Here is a 25,965-nt window from a genome sequence, read left to right as displayed (position 1 = left end):
TCGTCTCGTTCTGTTCAGATACGTTCGATGATGATGGCCGGCGCCATGCCGCCGGCGGCGCACATCGTGATCAGCGCATAGCGTCCGCCGGTGCGCTCCAGTTCATCCAGCGCCGTTCCGATCAGCATGGAGCCAGTGGCGCCAATGGGATGCCCCAGCGCGATGGCACCGCCGTTCGGATTGACCTTCGCCCTGTCCAGTTCGAGATCGCGCACGAACTTCTCGGCCACCACGGCGAAGGCCTCGTTGATTTCCCAGATATCGATATCGTCCTTCGTGAGCCCGGCACGTTCCAGCGCCTTGCGGGCAGCGGGAACCGGCGCGTTGAGCATCAGCGTCGGATCGTCGCCCATATTGACATAGGCGACGATGCGCGCCCGTGCCTTGAGGCCATGTTTTTCGATATAGGCCTGAGATGCCAGCAGCACAGCCGCCGCGCCGTCGACAACGCCGGAGCTGTTGCCGGCATGATGGACGCCCTGCCATTCCAGATCGGGATAGCGTCGTTGGATCTGCTTGCGGTAGGTCTGCCCATTACCAAGGTCCGCATCGGCAAATGCGTCGAAGCTCGCCTTCAATTCGGTGAGGCCCTTCATCGTCGTTTGCGGCCGGGGGAATTCATCCCTGTCCAGCGCCACGCTCCGGCCATCAACAGCCATGACCGGAACCACGCCCTTGTCGAAGCGCCCTTCGTCCATGGCGATCCTGGCGCGGCGCTGGCTTTCGAGTGCGAGCGCATCGACATCCGCGCGCGAAATGCCTTCCATGGCGGCGATCGCATCAGCGCACACACCCTGATGGCTCTGTGGATGCAGTTCGTCCAGCGCCTCATGATAGGCGCCATACATGAAGGGGGGGAAGCCTGCGGCGGCTTCCTCGTTGCCGATCTGCGCGGTGAAGCTCATCATCTCGCAACCGCCAGCGATGACGCAATCCTCCATGCCGGACATGACCGCCGCGGCCGCGATGTTCACCGCACTGATCCCGCCGCCGCAGAAGCGGTCGAGCGACATGCCGCTCACGCGCGGGTCCAGTCCCGCAGCCAGGGCCGACATGCGGCCTATATCACCGCCCTGCTTCCCCTTTTGCGTCGAAGTGGACCAGATCACATCCTCGATCGTGGCGCTGTCGATGCTGTTTCGCTCCACAACAGCCCTGATCACCGTCGCCGACAGATGCTGCGGATGCAGATGCGCGAGGGAGCCCTTGCCGATTTTGCCGATGCCGCGCGGGGTCCGAACGGCGTCAATGATATAGGCGTCTGCCATGTGCGATACTCCTTGCGTCAGCGGGTGAAGGATCCGCCGCTGGCGGCTTTCTCGACGAGCGATTGAGCTGGCTCGATATTCTGGGCCTGGAGGCCGGCGACGATCTTCGAGAGACCGACGGTATCGGCCCAGAACATCGGCCCACCGGTATGGACGGGCCAGCCATAACCAAGGATGCAGGCGACATCGATGTCACTCGCGCGCAGGGCGATGCCTTCTTCAAGAACCTTGGCCGCTTCGTTCACGACCGGATAGAGCAGCCTTGCCACGATCGCCTCATCGGCAAGCGGCCCGCTCGGCTTGGCGCCCTTGAAAGCGGCAAAATCCGCAACCACTTGCGCCGCCGCACCACTAGGCGTCGGCTTTCTCCTCTCGTCATAGTCGTAAAAGCCGCCATTCTGCTTCTGGCCGAGCCGCCCAAGCTTGACGAGATCCGATGCGAGGGATCGCTCGGCGCTGTCGCGCCCGACCACATCCAGCCCGACCAGATCGAACATCTGGAACGGCCCCATCGCAAAGCCATAATCATAAATGGCCCTGTCGATGTCCGCCGGCGTCGGCCCCTCCAGAACAAGGGCGGTCGCCTCGTTCATCCGGGCTGCCATCACGCGATTGGCGATGAAGCCATAACCGACGCCGGAAAGAACCGGCACCTTACCGATTTTGCGGGCGATCGCCATCACCGTCGCCACAATCTCCTTCCGGGTTTCCTTGCCCCGAACGACCTCAAGCAGCCGCATCACATTGGCGGGCGAGAAGAAATGCAGGCCGACCACATCCCCAGGGCGAGACGTCGCGGCGGCAATCTCGTCCAGATCGAGAAACGAGGTGTTGGAAGCGAGGATCGCGCCAGGTCGCGCCACGCGATCGAGCCTGGCGAAGATATCCTTCTTCACCGCCATTTCCTCAAACACCGCCTCGATCACCAGATCGACTTCGCTCAACACTTCAAGCGAAAGCGCCGGTGTGATCAAGGCCATGCGCTCTTCAACCTGCGCGGTCGTCAAACGCCCCTTCTTCGCGCTATTCTCATAATTGCCCCGGATCACTTTCAGCCCGCGATCCAATCGGTCCTGATCGGCCTCCACGATCGTGACCGGCATACTCGCGTTCAGAAAATTCATCGCGATGCCGCCGCCCATTGTGCCTGCACCGATAACGCCGACCGAACTGACCGGAAGCATGGCGACATCCTTGCCAATATCCGGAATGCGTGTCGTCTCCCGCTCGGCAAAGAAATAATAGCGCTGTGCCGCGCTTTCGACGCTGTCGAGCAGTTCGTGGAACAGGTCCGCCTCCCGCTTCATGCCCTCCTCGAATGGAAGCTCTGCGGAAGCTTCGATAGCTTTGACGATGTTATACGGAGCCTTGAACCCCCGGAACGCATGGGCATTTCTGGCCAGATAGGCGGCATAGATTTCGGGCTTGCCGCGCGCGGCCGCGACCTTGTCGTCCCGATCGCGAACGCGCTGGAGCGGGCGCTGCTCGACGACCAGCTGCCGGGCGAAGGCCACCGCGTCATCCTTGAGCCTGCCCTCGGTGGCCAGCGCATCGATCATGCCAAGCTGGAGCGCGCGTGGGGCGCCTATGGGTTGGCCGCCGGTGATGATATCCAGCGCTGCTTCGACGCCGACGATCCGGGGAAGACGCTGCGTCCCGCCCGCGCCCGGCAACAGACCAAGATTGACTTCAGGAAGGCCCACCTTGGCGGAGGGAACGGCGATCCGATAGTGGCACACCAGGGCCGTTTCATACCCCCCGCCCAAGGCCGTTCCATGGATAGCCGCAATGACAGGCTTCGGGCTGTTCTCGATCAGGTCCAGAACCTCGTTGAGGTCGGGTTGCTCAAGCGGCTTGCCGAACTCGGAAATGTCGGCGCCTGCAAAGAATGTCCGCCCCGCGCAGAGCAGCACAATCGCCTTCACCCGATCGTCGGAAAGGCATGACGCCATCCCCGACTGGATTCCCTTGCGCACGGCTATGCCAAGCGCATTGACGGGAGGGCTGTCGATCGTGATCACCCCAATATCGTTAGCCAGGTCAATGCTGACGACGCTCATATCCATCTCCAAAACTTGTCTTCAAATGGGCCTGGCCTTCAGCGCAGCCAGCTGCCCTCGTCAGCGCGGAGCCATACGGATGGCGCCATCCAGCCGGACATCCTCACCGTTGAAATAGGCATTCTCGATCATGCAGAGGGCGAGCGCCGCATATTCCGCCGGATCGCCGAGCCGCTTGGGATACGGCACGGAAGCCGCCAATGCAGCCTTGACATGATCCGGCGCTGATTGAAGCAGAGGCGTATTGAACAGGCCCGGCAGGATCGTGTTGACCCTGATCGCCTCGCCCATCAAGTCGCGCGCGATCGGCAGGGTCATGCCGACCACCCCGGCTTTCGAGGCTGAATAGGCCACCTGGCCCATCTGGCCGTCCTCCGCGGCAACGCTGGCCGTATTGATGATAACCCCGCGATCGCCATCGACGAGGGAATCAAGGCCCAACATGCCCGCCGCCGACTTGGCGATGCAGCGGAAAGTCCCGATCAGATTGATCTGGATGATCTTCTCAAATGCGGCGCTGGGATATGCCTTGATCTCGCCCGTCGCCTTGTCGCGCGTCGCGGTCTTGATCGCGTTGCCCGTTCCGGCGCAATTGATCAGAATGCGCTCAACGCCGTGCGCGGCGCGCGCTTTCGCAAAGCCGGCATCGACCGAAGCCTCGTCCGTGACATTGACCTGACAGAACAGGCCGCCAACTTCCTGTGCGAGCGCCTCTCCCTTTTCGGAATCGAGATCGAACAACGCTACCCTCACGCCGCGCTCCGCCAATGCGCGCGCGGTTGCTGCGCCCAATCCTGACGCACCGCCGGTCACCACGGCCGCAATCTTCTCGTCCAGTATCATGGAACGCCCTCTTCCCTCGAATGTCGAAATATCTCGTCGGAAGGCGGGAGCCCCTGCACACCTCCGCGTAACAATTATATTTGCTATCCGGACAGATAATTAATGTCAATGTCGTTGATGCTTGGCGGTCTCATTATTTCTGCGACTTTGCCATTGTATCGAGGCGCCCGGCCCTTCGTGTGATGGAGAAACCATTTCTCTTCACGTCCGGGCGCTTCCACCGAGCGTTTCCTCCACCAACCAGACGGGCCGATCAGCTATCGCGCCTTCAACGCATGAGATGGCGCGCCACCCAGCTATCGCGCGCGGCAACCGCTGCCCGAGCAAGCCCGGTGTCCGGAGCAATCATGTCAAAGCCATGAAATCCGCCCGGCCACACATGAAGCTCAGCCTGAACTCCTGCCGCCCACAGCGCGGTCGCATAGGCCACATCTTCGTCGCGGAAGACTTCGGCCGAACCACAATCGATGAACGCGGGCGGCAAGCCCGACAAATCAGCGGCCCGCGCGGGTGCGGCATAAATCGACACGTCGTCGGTCGCGCGACGACCCCCGAGCAATGCTGTCCAGCCCATGACGTTGCTGGACCGGTCCCACACACCGATCCCGTCATACTGCGCCGACGAAACCGTTCGGTCGCGATCATCGAGCATGGGACACAGCAGGACCTGACCGGTTAGGCGCGGGCCGTGCCGATCACGCGCAAGCAAAGCGCATCCAGCCGCAAGCCCGCCTCCCGCGCTGGCGCCGACGATCATCAGTCTGTCCAGGTCAAAACCGAGTTCTTCGGCCTGTTCGGCCATCCAGAGGAGAGCAGCATAGCAATCTTCGACCGGATAGGGGTCGGGAAACTCAGGCGCGAGCCGATATTCGACCGTGACAGCCACAGCGTCATGCGCCACGATCCAAGGCAGAACGACGTGCATACCGGTCATCCGGTTGCCCGCGACCATTCCCCCGCCATGCGTATGAAATATCCCCGGACCGAACCCCGAATGATCCTTCCGCTTCATGACCGAAATGCCGATATCGCCGCCCCCGAAGCCCTGGATCGTGAAATCGTGCCGGGCGACGCCCATCGCTGACATGGCTTCATCGGTAAGGTCGATCGACGTCCCCTCACGCATCGCGGGGATCATGTCGGCGGTCATTGTCGGCGGCATGTCCGCGAGAGCGCCTTCACAGGCGCGGTCATAGGGCGGGCGCATAATGGTTTCAGGCATGGGACTTCCCTCAACAAGCGTCGTCGAAAATAAGATGTTCGCGTGTGATGAAACAATATGATCTGTCCAACTGGACGAAACGACGCTCGTCCTCCGCCAGAGCCGCGGCCGCTGCCCGCCCGTTTGCAGTCTCAACACCGCGCTTGAGGTCGGAAGCCGAGTTGAGCCAGATCACGGTCATACCGTCGAGCGGGGGCGCAAAGCCCCGCGACGCCCGGAGCATTTCATTGGCTTCCGATGCAATCGTATGGCTCTGAACATAGCGCGCGAGATGGGAAATTTCGGCAAAACCCGCCGCCATCTGTCCGTGGTCGTCCAGCCAGGTGGCGTGGCACTCGGCGGGCGACATCCCATCCTTGCGGGCGAGAAGATATGTGACCTTCACCGCTTCCGGCCCCAGCCCGGCGCCTCCTGTCCGATCAAAGACAGGATGTTCCTCCGTCAGGAAAGCGGATGAACGCCCAAAGTCGACGAAATTCTCCTCATCCTCTCTTACAGAGCGGCCGGCCTCAGCGCCCTCGGGCGTCGCGGCTGCCGCTAGCATGTCGGACAGCGAATCCCACCAGAGTTCCGCGATCCCGTCGAGCGGCGCACGCATCCCGCGAACGGCACGCAGCGCTTCGTTCGCCGGATGATCGACGCGATGGCTCTGGACATATTTGCGGATCTTGAGCGCCCTGGCGGCTCCGGCAACAATCGGGCCGTGGCGGTTCAACCAATAGTCACGAAACCCATCAGGGGTCAGCGTTTCCTTCCGTGACACCGCACATACAAGCTTAATCATCCGCCATGTTCCTTAAAGCGCCAGTACGGGTGATCAGAATTCCAGGCAGATCTTGCCGAAATGCTTGTTCGATGCCTGATGCGCAAAGGCGTCGGCTATGCGATCGAGCGTGAAACTGGAATCAATGACGGGACGAATTCCGCTTGTTTCCAGTGCCTTGATCATGTCTTCCTGATGTTCGCGCGAGCCGACCGTGACACCCTTGATGGCGACATTCTTGTTCATCGCGATGGCGGTCGGCACCTCACCCGCCCAACCTGTGAGAACGCCGATGAGCGAGATATGGCCGCTGACGCGGATCGCCTGAAGCGACTGCGCCATGGTGCCCGCACCGCCAACTTCGACCACCACGTCGACGCCTCGCCCGCCGGTCAAAGCCGCGGCCGCCGGTCCCCACTCGGCCTGTTCCCTGTAGTTGATGAGATGATCAGCCCCCAACCCTTTCAGCCGATCGAGCTTTTCCGCCGACGAGGAGGTCGAGATGACGGTCGCGCCAGCCGCCTTGGCAAACTGCAGAGCGAAAATCGAGACCCCGCCGGTGCCCTGGGTCAACACCACATCGCCGGGCTTGATCCGGGCTTCCACCATCAGCGCGCGCCAGGCTGTCAGCGCCGCACAAGGCAATGTCGCGGCCTCCCTATAACTCCAGCCGGCGGGCAGGCGGGTGAACGCGCTGGCAGGCGCCGCCACCAGCTCGGCCGCGAAACCGTCGGCATGATCGCCCGGCACGCTGCCCATCCGCTCGCGGCATGGTTCGCCAGCGACCCAGTTGGGGAAGAAGAGTGACAGAACCTGATCGCCGGGCTTCAACGTGGTCACTCCCGGTCCGACGGCAACGACCTCTCCCGCCCCGTCCGACATCGGAATACGGCCGTCCGCGACCGCAATGCGACCTGTAACAACCGCAAAATCGTGGAAATTGAGCGAACTTGCATGGACCCGCACCAGCACTTCGCCAGCGCGAGGGGTCGGGTCCGGACGGGTCTCGACGACGATATTGTCGAGCCCGCCGCCCGCTTTCACGGCAGCAATTTTCATTCTGCTCTCCTTTCTTCCGTATTTGTAATGCGTGAGGCTGCTTTCAGGGCAACAGCCATTCAGCATTGCTCCGGAAGAATTTGAGCGTGATATCTTCGCCAAGAGGCTCGACCTTCGCGAGCATATTCTTCATCGAATCCTTCGTGCCTTCGACATGCGGATAGTCAGTCGAGAAGCAGAATACATCAGCCAGATCAGGATCTTCGTTGAAATAGCGGTCGACCGGCTCAAAGTTGAATGGCGAAACACGAACATTGCGCGCGATATATTCCGAGGGCTTCATCGGGAATTTGGCGGCCGATGCGCCAGGGAAAACCTTGACATACATGTCCATCCTGCGCGCAGCGGGACCGACCCAATAGGCGCCGACTTCCATCAGGCCGACGCGCAACCGCGGAAAGCGTTCGAACACACCGCCCAGCACCATCGCCGAGAGATAATTTTCGATCGCCATATGGGCTGTCGAGAACATCTGGATGTTGGTGTTGGGAATTTCCGGCGACTGGAAGAGATCCTGGAAGGTCTCAGCAACGGCCCAACCTGGATCGAGGAAGAAGAATTCAGTGCCGATGTGGAGCGTGACAGCTATATTTTTCTCCTCGAACAGCTTCCACATCGGGTCGAGCGAGGAATGCGCAGGTGAGACGCCACCCGGCGGCACATCGGCATTCAGGTAGACCGCACGGATGCCGCCATCGACCAGTTTCCTGGCGTCATTGATCATCTCCGCCACGGTGTCACGGGTCCGGATGATGCCAACGACCCGAATCCGGCCGTCGATAGCCGAGTTGGCAATGGCCCACTGATTATAGGCTTCAACGAACCGCTCCGCGAACTCCGGACGCGACAGCCCGCCGAACACCGACGTATCGCCGCCGAAGCGCTGCTTGAAAGCGAAATCATTCATGCCGCCAACGATCTGCGCCGCAATCGCCGTGGTAGGGAAGATAAGCTGACGGTCGATCCCCATCACGTCCATCACCTCGATGCGACGCCCCATATCCACCGCGCTTGGTGCGCCGGGACCCTTGACCTTCCAGATGTTGTCAACGTCGATCGCCATCGTGTCCCTGATATCGGGCTGATGCATGTTGGTGGCGGTCGGGTCCGGGCGAAACTCGTGAGCAGCCGCGAAGAGCGCGCCCATCATCCGGCCCGGCTCGCCGAACGCCTCACCCAAGAGATGACTGGGGATCATTTCATGGGCATCGACATCGTGCACGAGAATATTCATGGCTCTCTCCCAATTATACCGCAGCGCAGGGCCGTCGGTTTTTTCATGTCCGGCGAAAACCGAGACCGCCGCCGGAAGTCTTCCTGTTTACAGCGATTCGAGATCGAGCGGCTTGAGATAGCCGACAAAATCATCGTTTGTGCGCCAATCATAACTGGGCACCTCGCAATAGATCTCGATCGCATTGCCGTCGGGATCGTAGATATAGAGGCTGTGCGTCATGCCGTGGTCGAGCGTCGACTCAACCTTCACGCCCTTCGCCTTCAGATGTTCATACATCTCGACGAGCGACTTCTCGCTGTCGACTACCAGCGCAATATGCAGCAGGCCTACCTGGTCCGCCAGCGCCGGCTGGGCGTTTTCACTGACTTTGAATACGCCGATATCATGGTGATAATCGTTGAAGCGGAAGAAAGTCGCGTGGGGAGATTCGGACGAAATCTTCATGCCGAGAACGCCGACATAGAATTGCTTGGACACTTCCATGTCGCGCACCTTCAGGACGGCGTGCCCTACGCGCTGAATACCCATCACTCACCTCCACCTGCCTTCGCTCCGCTGACCGATGCCGATCGCGAAAGCTCCGCTAAAACTATTTCTTAGGCACACCGGTCAAAGCCGCCTGCGATATCGGGCTGATCCGCCGGTCGGCCCGCATCTTGGCCGACGACCCGAACTGACAACCTCTCGTTCAAGGCAGGTCGCGGGCGACTCTCCCGTTTTTCTGTCCTGTGCTGAAGCCTAGGCTCAAATTAAATAGATCGCAATATTTAATTTGAGCCGCCCGCACTTTCACCAAAACAGGTTTTCGCGCTTCGCAACGCACATATTGGGACTATCAGGTCGCAGACCGCTTCCTGCTGAACGCACGATCCTTTACGGAAGCAAAAGCTGATTGATTGCGGGATCGCGAGATTCACGACGGTTCCGACGCAATTCATTCTGGCCTAGAGCGATCTATTATGTTAGCAGCACGACATGTCTGAGACCCAAGCCACCGTCGAAAAGCAATCGGCCACCCGCACTCGTCTGGTTGAATCCGCTTTGGCTCTTTTCAGCCGCAATGGTTATGCGGCGACCGGCGTGAAAGCCATATTGGCCGATGCGAAGACGCCTTATGGATCGCTTTATCACTGGTTTCCCGGCGGCAAGCGCGAGCTTGGCGTGGCGGCAGTGCAGCATGGCGGAGCCGTTTATCGGGGTCTGTTCGAATCGCGCTACCCTGCCGATCTCGATGTGGTGGAGGCGACCGAGGTGGCTTTTATCGAGGCCGCTGACGTACTCGAGCGGACCGATTTTGCCGACTCCTGTCCACTCGCGACGATCGCTCTCGAGGTCGCAAACACCGATGAGGCGATGCGGCTCGCGGCAGCAGCGGCTTTCGAGTCCTGGCTGGTCGTGTTCGAACAGCGCTTTCTTGCCGCCGGCATGTCTCCCGAACGCGCTCGCGAGGTCGCGATCAATGTCTTCTGCCTGATCGAGGGCGCCGCACTGCTATCGAGAACAACGAAATCGCGGGACCCGATGCATATCGCCGGACGGACGGCCGCAAACGCCGTTGCCGCCGGCCTCGCCGCCGAGGGCATTGAGGTCAAGCGAAAGGGCCAGGCTCGGGGCCGAGGCCGCTAAAAGGACTATCGCCAGCAACGCGAGCCGCTCCTCTGAGACAGGGCTCGCACCATGGGTCTAGCTGATTGAGCAGCGCGACCGCTCGCTATCGATCACCGCTCCCTATCGGAAGGCAAGCCGCATTTGCAGAAAAGCATTTGCGAGCGCGTTCTGCCGCGTCTTCATTCCGCCCCTTGCGTCCCCTCATTTCGATAATTTCGGAGCTTTTCGCTCGCCGTCTTCAGGAATCGGTTGACGGCGCGAGCAACATGCGCGTACATCGTCGCTAGATCGTTCTGTCTAATTCCAGAAGACCACCCGGAACCTGGAAAACCGACGGACCCGGCGGTCAATCCCGGCTTGTCCCGGACGAGACTCGACCAGCGGGCGCAAAAATAGGAGAGGAAATTGACCCAGTCATTCAATGCATTTGTCGTCAACAAGGACGACAGCGGGTTTAGCGCAGGCATACGGCAGATGGAGCTGGACGACCTTCCCGCAGGCGACGTGACGGTGCGCGTCCACTATTCGAGCGTCAATTATAAGGACGGCCTCGCCAGCGTGCCAGGCAGCCCGGTGGTGACAGCCTATCCCATGGTGCCTGGCATCGATCTCGCTGGTATCGTTTCCGAATCGAGCGATCCGCGCTTCAAGGTCGGCCAGGAAGTGGTCGCGATCGGCCGGGGCCTGGGAACCGGTCATTTCGGCGGCTATGCTGAATATGCCCGGCTGCCCGCCGATTGGCTCGAGCCGCTGCCACAGGGCCTGACCATGAAAGAAGCGATGGCGCTGGGAACAGCTGGGTTTACAGCGGGGCTCGCGATCCAGCGGCTGGAAGAAAATGGGCTGAAGCCCGGCGATGGCCGCGTTCTGGTCACCGGCGCTACCGGCGGCGTGGGCAGCACTGCGGTCAACATGCTCGCCGGCCTCGGCTACGAAGTCTCGGCAAGCACGGGCAAGGTCGAAGAGCATGATTTCCTTCGCGAACTCGGAGCGACCGAAATTCTGGGCCGAGACGAGGTGTCGGCAAAGCCGGACGCCTATATGAACGAAGAGCGCTGGGCTGGTGGCGTGGATCCGGTGGGAGGCGACACCCTTGCCTACATGCTGCGCTCGACGCGCTATGGCGGTTCGGTATCCAATTGTGGCATGACCGGCGGCATGGTTGTGAATACGACCGTCGCGCCCTTCATCCTGCGCGGTGTCAACCTGCTGGGGATCGACTCGGTGAATTGTCCGGCCGACGTCCGGGCCAATCTTTGGCGGCGACTTGGGACCGACCTCAAACCCAAATATCTGACCGAAAGCATATCGCACGAAATCGGCCTTGATGGGGTTCAGGCAGCGACGGGCACTATCCTCACCGGCACCGTGCGGGGTCGCACAATCGTAAAGATATAGGATCTTCAGATCATGAAGGCAGTCCTTTGTTGCGGTGGCGACTTCGATATCGCCGATGTTCCCGACCTTCGACCGGGCACCGGACAGGTGTTGCTGAATGTATCGCGCGCCGGAATCTGCGGCTCGGACGTTCATCTACGGACGAATCTCGACCATTTCGCCCATGCAGCGGCCGCCGTCGGTGGCGATGCATTTGCAGAAGGCAAAAACGGGGTCATTTTCGGTCACGAGTTCAGTGGCGAAGTCACGGACTATGGCCCAGACACCCATCGCCGCTGGAAGCCCGGCACGTTGATGGTCGCAATGCCCATGTGCCGGCATGGCCGCCATCCACACATTATTGGATCGTCGCCGGAAGCGCCGGGCGCATTTGCAGAACAGATGGTCGTCCAGGAATCCATGGCTTTTGCAGTGCCGAACGGTTTGTCCGCCGAACATGCCGCGCTGACCGAGCCAATGTCGGTCGCCTGGCACGCGGTACGGCGCAGCCAGATCGAGAAACGGCAAACAGCCTATGTCATTGGCTGCGGCCCCATCGGTCTGGCTGTGATTGCGCTGTTGAAGGCAACCGGCATCCATTGCGTTGTCGCATCCGACCTGTCGCCGCGCCGCCGCGAGCTCGCGGCCCGCTGCGGCGCCGACGTGGTGGTCGATCCCACGATGGTGGACCCGTTTACCGCCGATCCCAAGCCCAGCCGCAGCACCAAGGTTGCCGGCGTCATCTCGCTTCCCAATACGCCTTGGTCGGTTCCCGGCCATCCCGACGATATCAATCTGGGCTTCGACGCGATGGAGAAGCTCCGGCGGTTCGCGCTTGTGCCCTGGTGGCAGTTGTTCCGGGCCATGCACGCGTTCGACAAGGGACCGTCGGGTCCTGTCGTGTTCGAATGCGTCGGCGTTCCCGGAATTCTCGACCGACTGATCACGGGTGCACCGGCCATGAGCCGGATCGTCGTGGTCGGCGGATGTCTGGAACCCGACACATTTCATCCGATCACAGCGTTGATCAAGGAAGTCGACCTGCGCTTTTCGGTCGGTTACAACCCCGGCGAATTTCGCGATACGCTACACATGCTGGCTGAGGGCAAGATCGACCCGACCCCCTTCCTGACCGGAACCGTGGGATTCGCCGGAGTGGAAGCGGCCTTTGATGCGCTCGGGCAGCCCGAGCGGCACGCTAAGGTTTTGATCGATCCGCGCAGCTCGATTGCAGCCCTCTGAGACGACTGCGCGGCCAATAATCACAAAGACGGAATGTCTAACTGGGAGCCTGGATAGCATGACAAATCTTACAAGGCAGGAAATGGAGGAGCTTCTCCTCGCACATGAAATTGCGGAACTGGAGTATGACATCGACGCCACCATGGCGACGCTGGTGCCAAATCCGCATTTTGAACTTTGCTTCATGGGCCTTGCCGTGGACGGATGGGATGCGGTTCGCGAAATGTATTCGCGTATGCTTTTCCGTGGCGGCGAGGAACGAAATCTGCAGGCCGACGCGCGCATCGTGATGGTGGACAACAATCATATCGTTCGCGAAGCGCTCATTTCCTTCGACAATGACGAGGGCCAGCGGGCTACCGGCCTGTACAATGTGGTGGTGGAGTTCGACCCGGAACTGAAAAAGATCAAGGGCGAGCGGATGTACGGCGATCTTACCTATGGGCAATTCATGACGAAAATCATCGGCGAGGATCTTGCACAGATGCCTGGCGTCACGGAAATTTCCGCGTCCCTGTCCGTCGTCAACGTTCACGACGCTTTTGCCGCAGCAGCGGCGCGTGGGCTCACCATCAACAACCCGCGCGTCAAGATGTGATTGGGCCGGCGGGCATGAAACGACCCGGCCATATGGTCGGGACGCCTGCCGGACGATCCATTTGACGCAGCTTTTATGCATTTTCAGACTTGAAGGAGAAGTCGCATGTTCAGTCACATCATGATCGGTGCGAATGACATTGAGGCGTCCAAGAAATTCTACGACGCAGCTCTCGGCGCGCTCGGCCACGGCCCCGCCGTTCAGGACCCCAAGGGGCGCTATTTCTATGTGACCGAGGCGGGCATCCTTGCGCTCACGAAGCCGATCGACGGGCAGCCCGCGACGCATGCCAATGGTGGCACGATCGGTTTTGCAGCGACCAGCCCCGAAGCGGTAGACGCATGGCACGCAGCGGGTGTCGCCAATGGCGGAACCGCGTGTGAGGATCCGCCGGGCCTGCGCCAGAACGGTATGTATGTGGCTTATCTGCGCGACCCGTCCGGCAACAAGATCTGCGCGCTGAAACGGTAAATCCGGCAATTACGGTTGGTCGGCTCACGCGTCTGGAATCCTTGCGCCAGAACGAGCGGCCACCCGTCGGCAGGCGGTGTCCGAGATCACTTTCCTTCGCGCCGCCCGCCGTCCCGATGTCAAAGGATGACTCCAATGCCCATGTTCGACACGCTCATCTACGAGAAACCCGAAGCCAATATCGCCCGTATCTGGCTGAACCGGCCCGAGATGCGCAATGCGCAGGACACGCACCTTCTCTACGAGTTGAACGACGCTTTTGACGCGGCGATGATCGATGACGAGGTGAAGGTGGTCGTGCTGGCCGGCAAAGGAAGCCACTTTTCTGCTGGGCACGATCTCAGGGAAGCCAATCCCAAGGACGCGAGCCACAAGCGGGTCGGCAGTTGGAGCGCCGACAATTGGGACGGCGCCGAGGCCTATTATTGCCGCGAGAAGGAAATCTACGAGGGCTTTTGCCGTCGCTGGCGCGATCTGGCGAAACCGACGATCGCCTCGGTCCAGGGCAAGGCGATTGCGGGCGGCCTGATGCTGATATGGCCGTGCGACTTTGTCATCGCCAGCGACGATGCGACTTTCCAGGACAATACGATGTTCATGGGCATTCCCGGCGTCGAATATTTCGCCCACACATGGGAACTCGGCATCCGCAAGGCCAAGGAGTTTCTGATGACGGGCCAACCGATCACCGCCGCTGAAGCGCAGGCGGCGGGCATGGTGAACCGGGTCGTGGCGCGCGATGCGTTGGAAGCCGAAACGCTCGCCTTTGCGCGCAGCATCGCCGACAAGCCGTCCTTCGCACTCAAGCTCGCGAAAGACGCCATCAACGCAGCGTTCCACGCGCAAGGCTTCGAGAATGTCCAGCGCGCGGCGTTCAACGCACATCACCTGGCACACACACATTACCGATTGCACCAGAAGGGAGCGTATATGGACACCGCCTTCATGGAGCGCTTCGCGTCGAAATCCGCGCAGAAATAGCCGCAATTATTGCTTACCAGAGCCAAATTCATCGACAAGGGCTAAGACGTGACCTCCGCAGACCAAGACCATATCGAGATGCTCCGCGAGACGATCCGTCGCTTCGTCGAGAAGCGTATGCCGCGCGAGGATGCCGCACGGTGGGACAAGGACAATCACTTCCCCCGCGAGGTCTTCAACGAACTGGGCGAGCTGGGGATGATGGGCCTGACCGTGCCCGAGGAATATGGCGGCGCGGGCCGGGATATTGCCGCAACGATGATGGTGATCGAGGAATTGTCGAAGCGCAGTCTGGCCGTCGCCATCCCCTATATCATGTCCGCCTGCTATGCTGGCATGAACCTCGTCGAGTGCGGGTCCGAGACGCAGAAACAGACGCTTCTGCCGCTTGTGGCAGCAGGAAAGCTGATCTTCGCCTATGGCTGGACCGAACCCGATGTCGGCGCCGATCTCGCCAGCGTGCAGACGACCATCTCCCGGGACGGTGACGAACTGGTCATCAATGGCGAAAAACGCTTCTGTTCGGGCGCAAATATCTGCGACTATATCTATGTTCTTGGCCGCAGCGGCCCAAAAGAAGACCGCTACCGAAACCTTTCGATGGTCATGGTCCCGGCAAACGCGCCCGGCGTGGACATCACGCCGATCGAAGGATTGGGACTGAAGGGCGCCCCGACCACCGACGTTCGCCTCATCGACGTGCGCGTGCCCCTTGGCAATCTGATGGGTGAGGAAGCAGGCTGGAACAATGGCTGGAACATGGTTTCCGGCGCTGGTCTCGACGTCGAAAAGCTGGAGGTCGCCGCGATGGCGGTCGGAATCGCGACCGCCGCAACCGACGATGCCTGGACTTATGTTCAGGAGCGCAGGCAGTTCGGCAAACCGGTCGCAAGCTATCAGTCGATCCGGCACAAGCTTGCCGACATGCGTACCCAGTGCCACGCCGCACGCCTGATGCTCGACCATGCCGCCGGCATGGCGAACAACCATGTGCGCTGTGGCACCGAAACCTCCATGACCAAGCTCTTCGCCACGGAAGCAGCGAAGGCGGTCGTGCTGTCGGCGCAGGATATTTTCGGCGCTTATGGCTATGTGAAGGGCTTCGACGTCGAACGCTATGTTCGCGACGTGCTGGCATTGCCGATCATCGGCGGATCATCGGCCGTCCAGCGCAACAACATCGTGAACTGGCTGGGACTGCCGCGTTGAACCCGCCGACGGAATCGGGGAAATCTCCCGTGGCCGACAAATATGCCGATCTGTATCGCCAGAGTGTCGAGGATCGGGATGGCTTCTGGCGCGAAGCCGCGAAGCTGATCGCGTGGGAAAGACCGCCTGGCGCCATATTTGATGGCAAGGCCTGGTTCGGCGACGGACGCCTCAATATTTGCCATAATGCGCTCGACCGCCATGTTCACGATGGCCGGGGCGATCAGACGGCGCTGATCTACGACAGCCCCGTCACCGGCACAAAACGCACCTACAGCTATTCCGAGCTTCTGAGTGAGGTTGAGCGCGCTGCCGGCATGATCAGCGCCATCGGCGTGCGAACCGGCGACCGGGTCGTCATCTACATGCCGATGATCCCCGAAGCTATGTTCGCGATGCTCGCCTGTGCGCGCATTGGCGCCATCCATTCGGTCGTGTTCGGAGGCTTCGCGGCCAAGGAACTTGCCAAACGCATCGATGACGCAGAGCCAGTTCTCGTGCTGGCGGCATCCTGCGGGATCGAGCCGGGCCGGATCGTCGAATATAAGCCGCTGCTCGATGACGCCCTGGAACAGAGCAGGCACAAGGTTCCGCGCTGCATCATTCTGCAGCGCCCCGAATATCATGCGACCTTGATCGCCGGGCGCGATCAGGATTGGGCTGAAGCGCTGGCGCAAGCCAAAGCCGTCGAATGCGTTGCCGTAAGCGCTGACCACCCCCTCTACATCCTCTACACCTCGGGCACTACCGGAGCGCCCAAGGGTGTCGTCCGCGACACCGGCGGCTATGCAACCGCCCTCGCCTGGTCGATCAGGAACATCTTCGGGGTCAAGGCCGGCGACACGATGTGGACCGCGTCCGACGTCGGCTGGGTCGTTGGACACAGCTATATCGTCTATGCTCCCCTCCTCGCAGGCGCCACGACCATCCTCTATGAAGGCAAGCCCGTCGGCACGCCCGATGCCGGCGCCTTCTGGCGTGTCCTGCGCGAACATGATGTAGACATCTTCTTCACCGCCCCGACCGCCGTTCGCGCGATCCGGAAGGAAGATCCCGACCTTACGCTCCTGGGCGAGAAGCCCGAATATCTGAAGGCGATATTCCTTGCAGGAGAGCGCGCCGATCCGGCGACCCTGGAATGGCTGAGCGACAGGCTGGCGCTGCCGGTCATCGACCATTGGTGGCAAACCGAAACAGGCTGGCCCGCGATCGCGACCTGCTTCGGCCTCGGCCGCACCGAAACCCTGTTCGGAAGCGCGGGCCATCCGGTTCCCGGATATGCATTCGAAATACTCGATGCAGACGGCCGCAAGCTACCCGCCGGCGAGATCGGCGAACTCGCGATCCGCCTACCCCTGCCTCCCGGATGCCTTCCGACATTGTGGCAAAATCAGGCGGGATTTGTTCAGTCCTATCTGTCCCGGCATCCCGGCTATTATGCAGTCGGCGATGCGGGCCTCATTGACGAGGACGGGCGCCTCCACATCATGAGCCGTATCGACGACATCATCAATGTCGCCGGTCACCGCCTGTCCACCGCCGGCATCGAACAGATCATCGGCGCGCATCCCGCCGTCGCCGAATGTGCGGTCGTCGGGGCGGCAGACAGTCTGAAGGGTATGCTCCCTGTCGCGCTCGTCGTCCGGAAAGCGAACGCCGTCACGGACGATGCGACCCTCACCGTCGAACTGGTCGCGCGCGTGCGGCAAGAACTGGGCCCGGTTGCAGCCTTTCGCACTGTCGCTGTGGTCGAACAACTCCCCAAGACACGATCGGGAAAGATATTGCGCTCGGTCATTCGCGATCTTGCCGATGGCCACGAACCGAAAATACCTGCCACCATTGAAGCGCCGGTCGCCGTCACCATGACGAAGGCGGCGCTGGCATCGGTCGGCTATCCGGCGTCACCGCGCTGATCGCCGCCGCAGCAACGAACCTTAGGGCCGATCGACATTCAGACGATGAAGAGCCGAGCCGAAGGCCAGCGCAGCTAAAATGATGATTTTTCGCGACCCTTGAAGCGAGTCACGCGCCTCGCTTCAACGCAACGTACAAAAAGTAGGTGAGCACCGGAAGCGCGGATTGGAATGAGACAGGCGGCTCATTCCAACGCCATTTGCAGACCTTCAGGGCTGAATGTCCATCGGCCCTAGGGCGTGAGTCCGCCGGTCGCCATCAATGTCTGTCCGGTAATCCATCGCGCGTCAGAGGACGCCAGGAACGCCACGACATCCGCAATGTCAAACGGGGTTCCGACCCGGCGCAATGGCGTGCGACCAATCAGGAAGGCCTTTCCTTCATCGTTCAGGCTGGCCTTGACCGCGTCGGTTTCGGTCAGCCCAGGCCTGACCACATTGGCGGTGATCCCCCGCGCGCCCAATTCAACGGCAGCCACCTGCGTCATCGCCTCAAGCGCGGACTTTGATGCATTATAGGTCATATGGCCCGCGATCGGATTGGCCACCGCGAGCGAACTGATGTTAATGATCCGTCCGCCCTCTTCCGGAAAAAACGCCAGCGCCGCCTGCATGGTCGCAACCGCCGCCTCGAAGTTGACGGCAAACTGCGTGCGCATCTCCTCGACGCCGATCGTCGCCAATGGCTCAAACCGTATATCGGCCGCGTTGTTGACAAGAATATCCAGCCGCCCGAAGGCCCGTCCCGCCTTTTCTACCAGCGCCTGCGCCTGAGACCAGTCACCCACGTCAGCCTGAACGACGATCGCCTTTCCCCCCGCGTCGCGGATGCGCTTGGCTACGCTTTCCGCCGCATTTGCAGAACGCGCATAGTTGATCGCGACCGCCGCGCCGTCGGCCGCAAGTCGCTCGGCGATCGCAGCGCCGATGCCACGCGCAGCGCCCGTGACGAGCGCCACCTTCTCCTTTAGTTTCATTGCCCTTAGCTCCGTTATCTATCCGTGATATCTGCGATCGCCCAAGGGCGTCCGAACCTGAATCGAGGAGACAGAATCCCGGCGCAATTAAAGTGGCTGCATGTAATCGACGAACGAATCCGCCGCCCAGCAGAGGCTGGACGGCAATATCATGCGTTCACCCTTGCCGGATGTTGGCAGTCTCTTCGATCTCGGCGAGCATGTCCTCGCGGGAAATGGGCTTCGCATTCTCGTTGAGCCGGGTGACGCCGGGACATTCACCATAGTCATCGCCCAGATGCGGATCCAGGAACCGATCAAAGGACCGATCGCTATACTGTCGCTCGCTCTTGATCTTGCGGGTCACGGGATCGAATTCGAGTACGGCCATATATTGGCCGGTCAGCCGCGTGCCATCCTTTGCATCCCACGAAATCCACGCCTCGCGAAACAATGTATTAGGTCCGACGCCATGCACCCGCTTCTTCGAAGCGATATTTGCAGTACCGCCATGCGGGAGGGAACGCCGATAATGTTCGCGAACACCTTCTTCGCCATCGACCCGCCAGCCGGCGGACGGAAATTCATAATAGGGATTGGGCGCGACCGTATCCATTGTCGCTTCGATATCCTGCGCCAGCTCGCGAATTTCATGTTCGTGGAGGATGGCCTCCATCTCTTCCAACGTCAGTTCCTTCATTTGCAGTCTCCCAGGAGTGAATGGAAGTGGCGCGCGACCCAGCTATCGCGCGCGGCGATTGCGGCCGCCCCGATCGCCGAGGTCGGCGCCATCATGTCGAAGCCATGGAATCCGCCCGGCCAGACGTGCAATTCGGCCTGAACGCCCGCCGCCCACAGCGCGGTCGCATAGGCGACGTCCTCATCGCGAAACACTTCCGCCGATCCGCAGTCGATGAAGGCCGGTGGCAGATCCGACAGATCGGTAGCGCGCGCCGGCGCGGCATAGATCGACACGCACTCTCCCCCCCGGCGATCCCCCAGAAGCGCCGTCCAGCCCATGACATTGCTCGCCCGGTCCCACAGGCCGACGCCATCGAACTGTTTCGAGGACATTGTCTGATCCCGATCGTCCAGCATCGGGCAGATCAGCATTTGCCCCGTCAGCAAGGGACCGCCACGGTCGCGCGCCAGCAGGGCAGTTCCGGCAGCGAGTCCACCGCCAGCGCTGATGCCGGCGATGATCAACCTGGCGACGTCGATCCCGATTTCAGCGGCATTCTCTGCCATCCAGACAAGTGCCGCATAACAGTCCTCCACCGGATAGGGATCGGGGAACTCCGGCGCCAACCGATATTCCACCGTGACGACCACCGCATCATGAGCGACAATCCACGGCAACAGCACCTGCACGCCCGCCAGGCGATCACCGGCGACCATGCCGCCCCCATGTGTGTAAAAGATCCCGGGGCCTGGGTCCGCATGATCCGTTCGGGACAGAACAGAGACGCCGATTTCGGCATTCTCAAAGCCTCTGACAGTGATATCCCGGCGCGTGACGCCCGCGGCCGCCAATGTTTCATCATCAATGTCGATCGGCGTTCCCTGGCGCATCATCGGGATCATCTCGGCCGTCATCGACAAGGGCATCTGCTCGCCCACCGCGACGAGGATGGGATCAAGCTGCGGATCGAACGGTGGACGAAGGATGGTGCCAGACATGGATGCCTCTCCCCTTTCCTGATGCTTTATGTCGGCAGTTGGTCGTCAATGTGCGACGGGATGTGAAGGCGCCTTGGGCGCACCCAGAATGGCTGGCGCCTTCATATCTCTGCCCGTGCGCAATCCGCCTTAATAGGCCGGTCCGAGTTTCGCCCTGAACCTGACGCCGTAGGTGCGTGGGGAACCCAACAACCCACCCACGTTGATCATGGTGGGCGGCAGGTTCACGAGCTGCCGGTCGACCGCATAGAGTTTGTTGGTGAGGTTATCGCCATATACCTCTAACCCAAAACGCTTGTCGGGCGAGGTCCAGGCCACCAAAGCTCTCAGGTTCCAGTAGCTATGCTGCACCGTATCCGCATAACCCACAGCTTTGTCCATGAAGATCGTATTGTAGAATTTATCCGTCCAGGCGGCATCGAAACGTGCCATCACATTGCCGAAGTCGTTGACGTCCCTGGAATATTGCAGGCCGGCATTGAACTTCCAGCGGGGCGCACGGATCATATCGTTGCCCTTGATATTGGCGGAAGCGCCGATCGGCACCATCTGTCCCGTATTGGGGTTGAGCACCGTCGCCGGGCAGGCCTGCTTGGGCGTAGACAGGAAACCTGCATTGTTGGTGTTCGCGGGATCGCCGAAGCAACCCTGGCCATATTTCGATTCCTGGAACGAAGCTGCACCGTCCAGTTGCCAGCCCGGCGCGAATTTCGGACGGAATGCATATTCAAGCTCGACGCCGAAGGTCTTGGCCGAACCGGCATTTTTGATCAGCGTGCTCACATTCGAAAAGGTGAGGAACTGGATGTTCTTGTAATCATAATAATAGAAGGAAAGGTTCGTCAGCACCTGACCATCGGCCAGCACCGCCTTCACCCCACCCTCGTAATCGGTCAGGGTTTCCGGGTCGTAGATGTTGTTGCATTCCGAATTGTTCATGCCGCCCGCCTTGTAACCCCGGGCCACCTTGGCGTAGGTGAGCACGCGCGGCGCAAGATCATAGTCGATACCGATCGTGCCGGTAGGCTTCTTCCAGGTTCTTTTGCTCCTCGTATCGCACAGGCCGGCCGCCGTCGCGATGGAATCATCACTGGCATCCGGCATCCGGGCAGCAGCCAAGGCCCACAGGAAGTTGCTGTGAATGATGCGGTGCGTTTCCTTCTTATCGATCGTGTAGCGGAAACCACCGGTCAGGCGCAGCTTGTCGGTCAGATGATAGGTAAGCTGGGCGAATGCGGCGTATGACTGGCTCCGCTGGGTCTGCCGAAAGCTCTGATACGGCGTTTGGGGGATTGTCACGCCCGCGGTCACATTGCCAGCCGGGTCGCCCGGATAGGCGGGGCCATCCGAGAGCGCCGTCTGCCATATGCTGGTGCGGCCGCCGGCAAGGCTGTTAATTGACGGCAGAGGCCCTTGGGGGAAATTCAGAGCCAATTGATAGGGCGACCCCGACATATTGGCGGTAAAAGCGCCCGCCTGTATCAGCTGACCCAAGCCGTCCAGATAATATTGGCCCCGATAGTCGCCATCGTCGCGATAATAAAAGGCTCCCACAAGCCAGTCGAGCCTATTATCGAAGGACTTGCCCGAAAAGTTGAATTCCTGGGTATATTGCTTTTCCGTAATCGCAAGCGGCCTGGGCGTCGGCGTAAGCGGAACAGGTTGCCCGGTAATGTCGCTTTCCGCATAAAGGTCGCCATAGCGATAAGCGGAGATCGATTTCACGTTCACATCACCGAGATCCCAATCGACGGTGATGCTCGCCCCGGACGCCTTGGTCTTGTATAGATTAGGCAGACGGTTCGCAGTCTTCCCGGTCTTCAGCGGATCCGGCGCCGGCTCGCCGGGTTGCATCAGATTATAATAGCTCGCAATGCTGCCGCCGTTCAGCTTGGCGATGTCTGCGGGCGACAATATTCCCGGATTCGCTTCAAAAAAGGCCGCAGGCTGCGAGAAGATGCCCAGAGGATGGGCAAGATCGGTCAGGCCATCCAGCGATGTCGTGCCGAGCGAGACATAGGAATTGGTCGACCTGTTCTTGGTCGCATCGCCCCGGACCGTGATCGACAGGTTTTCGGTCGGCCGCAGGAGCACCGCCAGCCTGCCGCCGATCTGACGTTCCGCATAATCCCGTCCCCCGATCACGACATTCGGATAATAACCGTCATGCTTGCTGTAGTTGAACGAGGCCTTGGCAGCAATCTTGTCTTCAACGAGCGGACCGGTCAGACCGACATTGGTCTCGATGGCGTCAAAATTGCCGTAGGAGACGTCCCCCACCGCGCCAAATTCGAAGCTCGGAGTCTTGGTAATGTAATTGACCACGCCGCCAGTCGTATTCCGACCATAGAGCGTGCCCTGAGGCCCGCGCAAAATCTCGACGCGTTCCAGATCGAAGGTGGGCACCCTCTGCGTGATCTGCATCCCGGTATAGACGCCGTCCTGATAGGTCGCCACCGTCGCCTCTGACAGACCCGCCGTGCTGTTGCCCACGCCGCGCAGGGTGAGAAAAGAGAAGCCTGAACTTTCGGCGTTGGTCATCGACGGCACCGAGAAGCCGAGCTTGTCTGGCCTGTCGAGATTGGCTTGAGCAATTCGGTCCGCTGAAATCGCCGTTATTGCGATCGGCGTCTTCTGGACATTCTCTGCGCGCTTCTGCGCAGTCACGATAATGTCGCCGAGACTGGGCATTGACGCTTGCGCATCTGCCGTGTCCACCGCGGAGGCGGCCTCCTGCGCATGCGCTGCGCCCTGTACCATAGCAGCAAGAGCAACACCTGCAACCAAGCTACGGACTACTTCCGTCCTGCCAAATTGGATCATCTTCCCTCTCCGATAATTTCACCATCGTCGCCGGCTCCCGGTCGCGTGGCTTATTCATACTTCCCCGCAAGCGGCGGCCTTATTTTTCGCCCGCACACTGCACATTCAGAGACACCTCAATGCTGTGAAGCGATGCGCCCTTGCATTGGACAGAACGATCTAAACACATAACGATCGCGCGTCAATATATTTATAGATCGAACGTCTACTAGCATCGGGCGCAGGCCATTCAGGTGCCTTCTTCGAGAGCGATGTGGGCAACCAGAGCCTTTGCAGCTTCCGATACAGGCTCACATAGCCCTGTCCCGCCCCTCCACAAATCCCTGAAAACAAAGAGTGCCTGTCTTGCCAGGCAACTCGCAATCCCGTCCCTCCATGGTTGCCCAAGTTGAATGTTTAATCGCGTACCGAACAATGACACCGATCCAAGCACATCATCGGAAAGCCTCGTCAAGATTACCGATCCGGGCAAGGAAATGGCAGCATCAGACGGTTCGCCCACCATCCCGGCGCTGTGCAAAAGCTGCATCAATCGAATTCCGGCATCATCCTCTCTCCGATGGTGACGACCCGTTGATCGGGATCGTCAATGCGAATGACCGACAAGCATTTTTATCATTTCGTAAGCACCGACGGAAGGTGGCGTTGACGTGGCCTTTCAGGCTTACCGGTTTGTCCGCGGCGCCCATTTTTTGCGAGCGCTTCCAGCTTTTCGGCATAGCCTCATGGGCCGCCACAGTCTTCTGGCGGCCCCATGCCTACTGCATCGAGGATGAGCGGATATGTCAGGTGCAGGCTGGTTGGGCTGACGCGCTCGATCTTGACGCTATATTCCCAGGCGTCGCCAAAGTCATAGAGATATTGGAAGGTCTTGCGCCTCAATCCGCCAGGACGTGAGCGAGGGTGGCCTTACGGGCGTCGAGCGGCCCATCGAAGCCATATTCGGGATCGGGGATGCCAAAGCCGGTCTGGAAGACGGTGTGCAAACGGTCGAGCCGGATATTGAGCGGGACCTCCAGCGTCCGACTGACGGCCGGCGTGACATCGTCCAGCATACTCTTCATCCGCACGACAGTGCCGTTGCTCACGCAGCCTTCTCCAGATCGTTGGTCAGCCTTGATGCCTGCCATCTCCAGGGTAAAAGTTATCGATCCGATTGATCGGGTGGTTGCCGATGCGTTCGATGACGTCGGTGAACCACGCCACTGCACTCGGCCATAAGTCCCATGCGCGCGACCCGCATGTTCTGGCGATCGAATGTGGCCTTGCCGACGGTCCGGATGAAGGTTTCGGGCAAGACCATATCGATTTTTACTTTCAGACCTCAATAGTCCATTGTGGATTGCGCGGCGCGTAATTCGCCGCCCGCTTTTCGGCGAAGGCGCGCAGCGCCTCCTTGGAATCCGGATGACCGCTCATCTTAACGGTATAGCCCTGTTCGAACGCATAGGCAGGCTGCAAATCCATCGTTTCGATGCGGCCGAGAATTTGCTTGGCGAGCCGCACCGCGGTCGGACTGAAGGATGCCGCACGGCGGGCTAGCCGTTGCGCCTCCTCGATAAGTCCCTCACCCTCGTGTAGGAAGATTGCGGCACCCCATGCCACAAGCTGCCGCGCCTCGATCGCTTCGCCGGTGAAATACATGCGCCGGACCACCGGCTGCGCGGCGAGCCGCGCGAGATGCGCCGCACCGCCCATCACACCCACGGTCAATTCGGGGAGCCCGAATTTCGCATCGGGGCTAGCGAGCACAAAATCGCACGACGCTGCGATTGCGAGCCCGGATCCGAGCGCTGCACCGTGCACCGCGCCGATCACCGGCACGGTACAGTTCTGGATTGCGAAAAAGGCCTCGCGCACGCGCCACATCCGCTCAGTGCCATTGTCCGGCGTCATCGTCGCAAATTCATCAAGATCATTGCCGGCGCAGAAGAAGCGGCCTTCCGCGCCAAGCACGATCGACTTCACGTCACCTATCCGGTCGGGTTCGGCGAACAGCCCAGCAATCTCAATGTACATATCGCGGTCGATGGCATTTGCCGGTGGCCGATTGAGCAGCACCGTCGCAACGCCATCGGCATCAAGTGACACGGTCAGATGTTTCAGCGCAAGGTCAGAGGTCATCGGGTCAACTTTTCGATAGAGTCGGCAATCACGAATCCCGCTCCGGAAGACGCACAGATTCGATCGTATGGAAAGTCAGGCCGCCAAATGGGCTCCAGCGGCCTGTTCAGAGCATCAATTCTGACGGGTGCCGCTCAGCGCCATTTCGCCAAAGGCTCCAGCATTGACCTTGCCGGACAAGTTGTCGCCATCGATCGTCGCTTCGCAATCGAAATCGAGTGGCATAGGAACCTTGGTACTCATCTTCCAGGTCAACATATTGCCATCGACCCGTCCATCGACCACCTCCATCGTGCCCATCCCATCAACGACTGTTCCGTTGAACGCTCCGCCCTCGGCCGGAACGACGGTAAAAACACCCTTCTGGTCGCCCATCGGGCTCTTCACCGTCGTATCATATTTGCCAGCAACAGACATAATTTCATCTCCCAAGATTGAACAACCTTTGCACCAGCCTCTTGTTAACCCACTGATTTCAAGTTGATCCTTCCGGTCAGAGGAAGGGATAAAACTCGACTGGCGGGCTCT

Annotated in this window: 24 protein-coding genes; 8 read left to right on the top strand and 16 right to left on the bottom strand. The window is 60.3% G+C overall.

Annotated features, from left to right (window positions below):
- Positions 1 to 14: 14 nt before the first annotated feature.
- The 8 genes from HUK73_RS24700 to HUK73_RS24665 all read right to left on the bottom strand — a co-directional run bounded on the left by HUK73_RS24700 (position 15) and on the right by HUK73_RS24665 (position 8,980).
- Complete coding sequence (locus HUK73_RS24700; RefSeq protein ID WP_176594389.1) at positions 15 to 1,268, bottom strand: acetyl-CoA C-acetyltransferase; 1,254 nt, start codon at positions 1,266 to 1,268, stop codon at positions 15 to 17.
- Between the two features lie 17 nt (positions 1,269 to 1,285).
- On the bottom strand, positions 1,286 to 3,328 hold the full coding sequence (locus tag HUK73_RS24695; protein ID WP_255326536.1) for a 3-hydroxyacyl-CoA dehydrogenase NAD-binding domain-containing protein: 2,043 nt from the start codon (positions 3,326 to 3,328) through the stop codon (positions 1,286 to 1,288).
- Between the two features lie 60 nt (positions 3,329 to 3,388).
- Positions 3,389 to 4,171: an SDR family NAD(P)-dependent oxidoreductase gene (locus HUK73_RS24690; protein WP_176594387.1), complete on the bottom strand. Its 783-nt coding sequence runs from the start codon at positions 4,169 to 4,171 to the stop codon at positions 3,389 to 3,391.
- 268 nt (positions 4,172 to 4,439) lie between these two features.
- On the bottom strand, positions 4,440 to 5,393 hold the full coding sequence (locus tag HUK73_RS24685; protein ID WP_176594386.1) for an alpha/beta hydrolase: 954 nt from the start codon (positions 5,391 to 5,393) through the stop codon (positions 4,440 to 4,442).
- Between the two features lie 10 nt (positions 5,394 to 5,403).
- Entirely contained in the window at positions 5,404 to 6,177 is a 774-nt protein-coding gene (locus HUK73_RS24680; protein WP_176594385.1) for an EthD domain-containing protein, read from the bottom strand.
- 33 nt (positions 6,178 to 6,210) lie between these two features.
- Positions 6,211 to 7,215: an NAD(P)-dependent alcohol dehydrogenase gene (locus tag HUK73_RS24675; protein ID WP_176594384.1), complete on the bottom strand. Its 1,005-nt coding sequence runs from the start codon at positions 7,213 to 7,215 to the stop codon at positions 6,211 to 6,213.
- A gap of 43 nt (positions 7,216 to 7,258) precedes the next feature.
- A complete protein-coding gene (locus HUK73_RS24670; protein WP_176594383.1) occupies positions 7,259 to 8,449 on the bottom strand; it encodes an amidohydrolase family protein in 1,191 nt (396 codons plus the stop codon).
- An 87-nt stretch (positions 8,450 to 8,536) separates the two neighbouring features.
- Positions 8,537 to 8,980 (bottom strand): VOC family protein, encoded by a 444-nt coding sequence (locus HUK73_RS24665; RefSeq protein WP_176594382.1) that lies wholly within the window; start codon positions 8,978 to 8,980, stop codon positions 8,537 to 8,539.
- A 447-nt stretch (positions 8,981 to 9,427) separates the two neighbouring features.
- Between HUK73_RS24665 and HUK73_RS24660 the strand changes: the two genes are divergently transcribed.
- From HUK73_RS24660 to HUK73_RS24625, 8 genes are all read left to right on the top strand, one after another.
- Positions 9,428 to 10,078 carry a TetR/AcrR family transcriptional regulator gene (locus HUK73_RS24660; RefSeq protein WP_176594381.1) on the top strand — a complete coding sequence of 217 codons (651 nt, stop codon included), beginning with the start codon at positions 9,428 to 9,430 and terminating at the stop codon, positions 10,076 to 10,078.
- A 387-nt stretch (positions 10,079 to 10,465) separates the two neighbouring features.
- Complete coding sequence (locus tag HUK73_RS24655) at positions 10,466 to 11,458, top strand: oxidoreductase (RefSeq protein WP_176594380.1); 993 nt, start codon at positions 10,466 to 10,468, stop codon at positions 11,456 to 11,458.
- Between the two features lie 12 nt (positions 11,459 to 11,470).
- On the top strand, positions 11,471 to 12,679 hold the full coding sequence (locus HUK73_RS24650) for a zinc-binding dehydrogenase (RefSeq protein WP_176594379.1): 1,209 nt from the start codon (positions 11,471 to 11,473) through the stop codon (positions 12,677 to 12,679).
- Between the two features lie 142 nt (positions 12,680 to 12,821).
- A complete protein-coding gene (locus HUK73_RS24645; RefSeq protein ID WP_218036716.1) occupies positions 12,822 to 13,277 on the top strand; it encodes a hypothetical protein in 456 nt (151 codons plus the stop codon).
- Positions 13,278 to 13,382: 105 nt separating this feature from the next.
- Positions 13,383 to 13,748, top strand: coding sequence for a VOC family protein (locus HUK73_RS24640; protein ID WP_176594377.1), 366 nt, complete (start codon positions 13,383 to 13,385; stop codon positions 13,746 to 13,748).
- A 135-nt stretch (positions 13,749 to 13,883) separates the two neighbouring features.
- Positions 13,884 to 14,729 carry an enoyl-CoA hydratase gene (locus HUK73_RS24635; RefSeq protein ID WP_176594376.1) on the top strand — a complete coding sequence of 282 codons (846 nt, stop codon included), beginning with the start codon at positions 13,884 to 13,886 and terminating at the stop codon, positions 14,727 to 14,729.
- 48 nt (positions 14,730 to 14,777) lie between these two features.
- Entirely contained in the window at positions 14,778 to 15,938 is a 1,161-nt protein-coding gene (locus HUK73_RS24630) for an acyl-CoA dehydrogenase family protein (RefSeq protein ID WP_369805608.1), read from the top strand.
- 29 nt (positions 15,939 to 15,967) lie between these two features.
- Positions 15,968 to 17,854, top strand: coding sequence for an AMP-binding protein (locus HUK73_RS24625; RefSeq protein WP_176594375.1), 1,887 nt, complete (start codon positions 15,968 to 15,970; stop codon positions 17,852 to 17,854).
- A 233-nt stretch (positions 17,855 to 18,087) separates the two neighbouring features.
- On the opposite strand, the gene HUK73_RS24620 is transcribed toward HUK73_RS24625, so the two are convergent.
- The 8 genes from HUK73_RS24620 to HUK73_RS24590 form a co-directional block, all read right to left on the bottom strand.
- On the bottom strand, positions 18,088 to 18,831 hold the full coding sequence (locus HUK73_RS24620; RefSeq protein WP_176594374.1) for an SDR family NAD(P)-dependent oxidoreductase: 744 nt from the start codon (positions 18,829 to 18,831) through the stop codon (positions 18,088 to 18,090).
- A 157-nt stretch (positions 18,832 to 18,988) separates the two neighbouring features.
- Positions 18,989 to 19,510, bottom strand: coding sequence for a hypothetical protein (locus HUK73_RS24615; RefSeq protein ID WP_176594373.1), 522 nt, complete (start codon positions 19,508 to 19,510; stop codon positions 18,989 to 18,991).
- Positions 19,507 to 20,490, bottom strand: coding sequence for an alpha/beta hydrolase (locus HUK73_RS24610; protein WP_176594372.1), 984 nt, complete (start codon positions 20,488 to 20,490; stop codon positions 19,507 to 19,509). The genes HUK73_RS24615 and HUK73_RS24610 overlap by 4 nt, the downstream gene beginning before the upstream one ends.
- Before the next feature lie 129 nt (positions 20,491 to 20,619).
- Complete coding sequence (locus tag HUK73_RS24605; RefSeq protein WP_176594371.1) at positions 20,620 to 23,181, bottom strand: TonB-dependent receptor; 2,562 nt, start codon at positions 23,179 to 23,181, stop codon at positions 20,620 to 20,622.
- Positions 23,182 to 24,036: 855 nt separating this feature from the next.
- A complete protein-coding gene (locus tag HUK73_RS27030; protein WP_255326535.1) occupies positions 24,037 to 24,195 on the bottom strand; it encodes a plasmid pRiA4b ORF-3 family protein in 159 nt (52 codons plus the stop codon).
- Positions 24,192 to 24,401 (bottom strand): plasmid pRiA4b ORF-3 family protein, encoded by a 210-nt coding sequence (locus HUK73_RS27025; protein ID WP_255326534.1) that lies wholly within the window; start codon positions 24,399 to 24,401, stop codon positions 24,192 to 24,194. The genes HUK73_RS27030 and HUK73_RS27025 overlap by 4 nt, the downstream gene beginning before the upstream one ends.
- Before the next feature lie 229 nt (positions 24,402 to 24,630).
- A complete protein-coding gene (locus HUK73_RS24595; protein ID WP_369805606.1) occupies positions 24,631 to 25,404 on the bottom strand; it encodes an enoyl-CoA hydratase-related protein in 774 nt (257 codons plus the stop codon).
- Positions 25,405 to 25,551: 147 nt separating this feature from the next.
- Positions 25,552 to 25,854 (bottom strand): hypothetical protein, encoded by a 303-nt coding sequence (locus HUK73_RS24590; RefSeq protein WP_176594369.1) that lies wholly within the window; start codon positions 25,852 to 25,854, stop codon positions 25,552 to 25,554.
- Between the last annotated feature and the right edge of the window lie 111 nt (positions 25,855 to 25,965).

This window comes from Sphingobium sp. EM0848 (genome assembly GCF_013375555.1).
Taxonomy (GTDB): domain Bacteria; phylum Pseudomonadota; class Alphaproteobacteria; order Sphingomonadales; family Sphingomonadaceae; genus Sphingobium.
The sequence above is the reverse complement of the archived record's forward strand: the minus strand, read 5'-3'. Positions and strand labels throughout refer to the sequence as shown.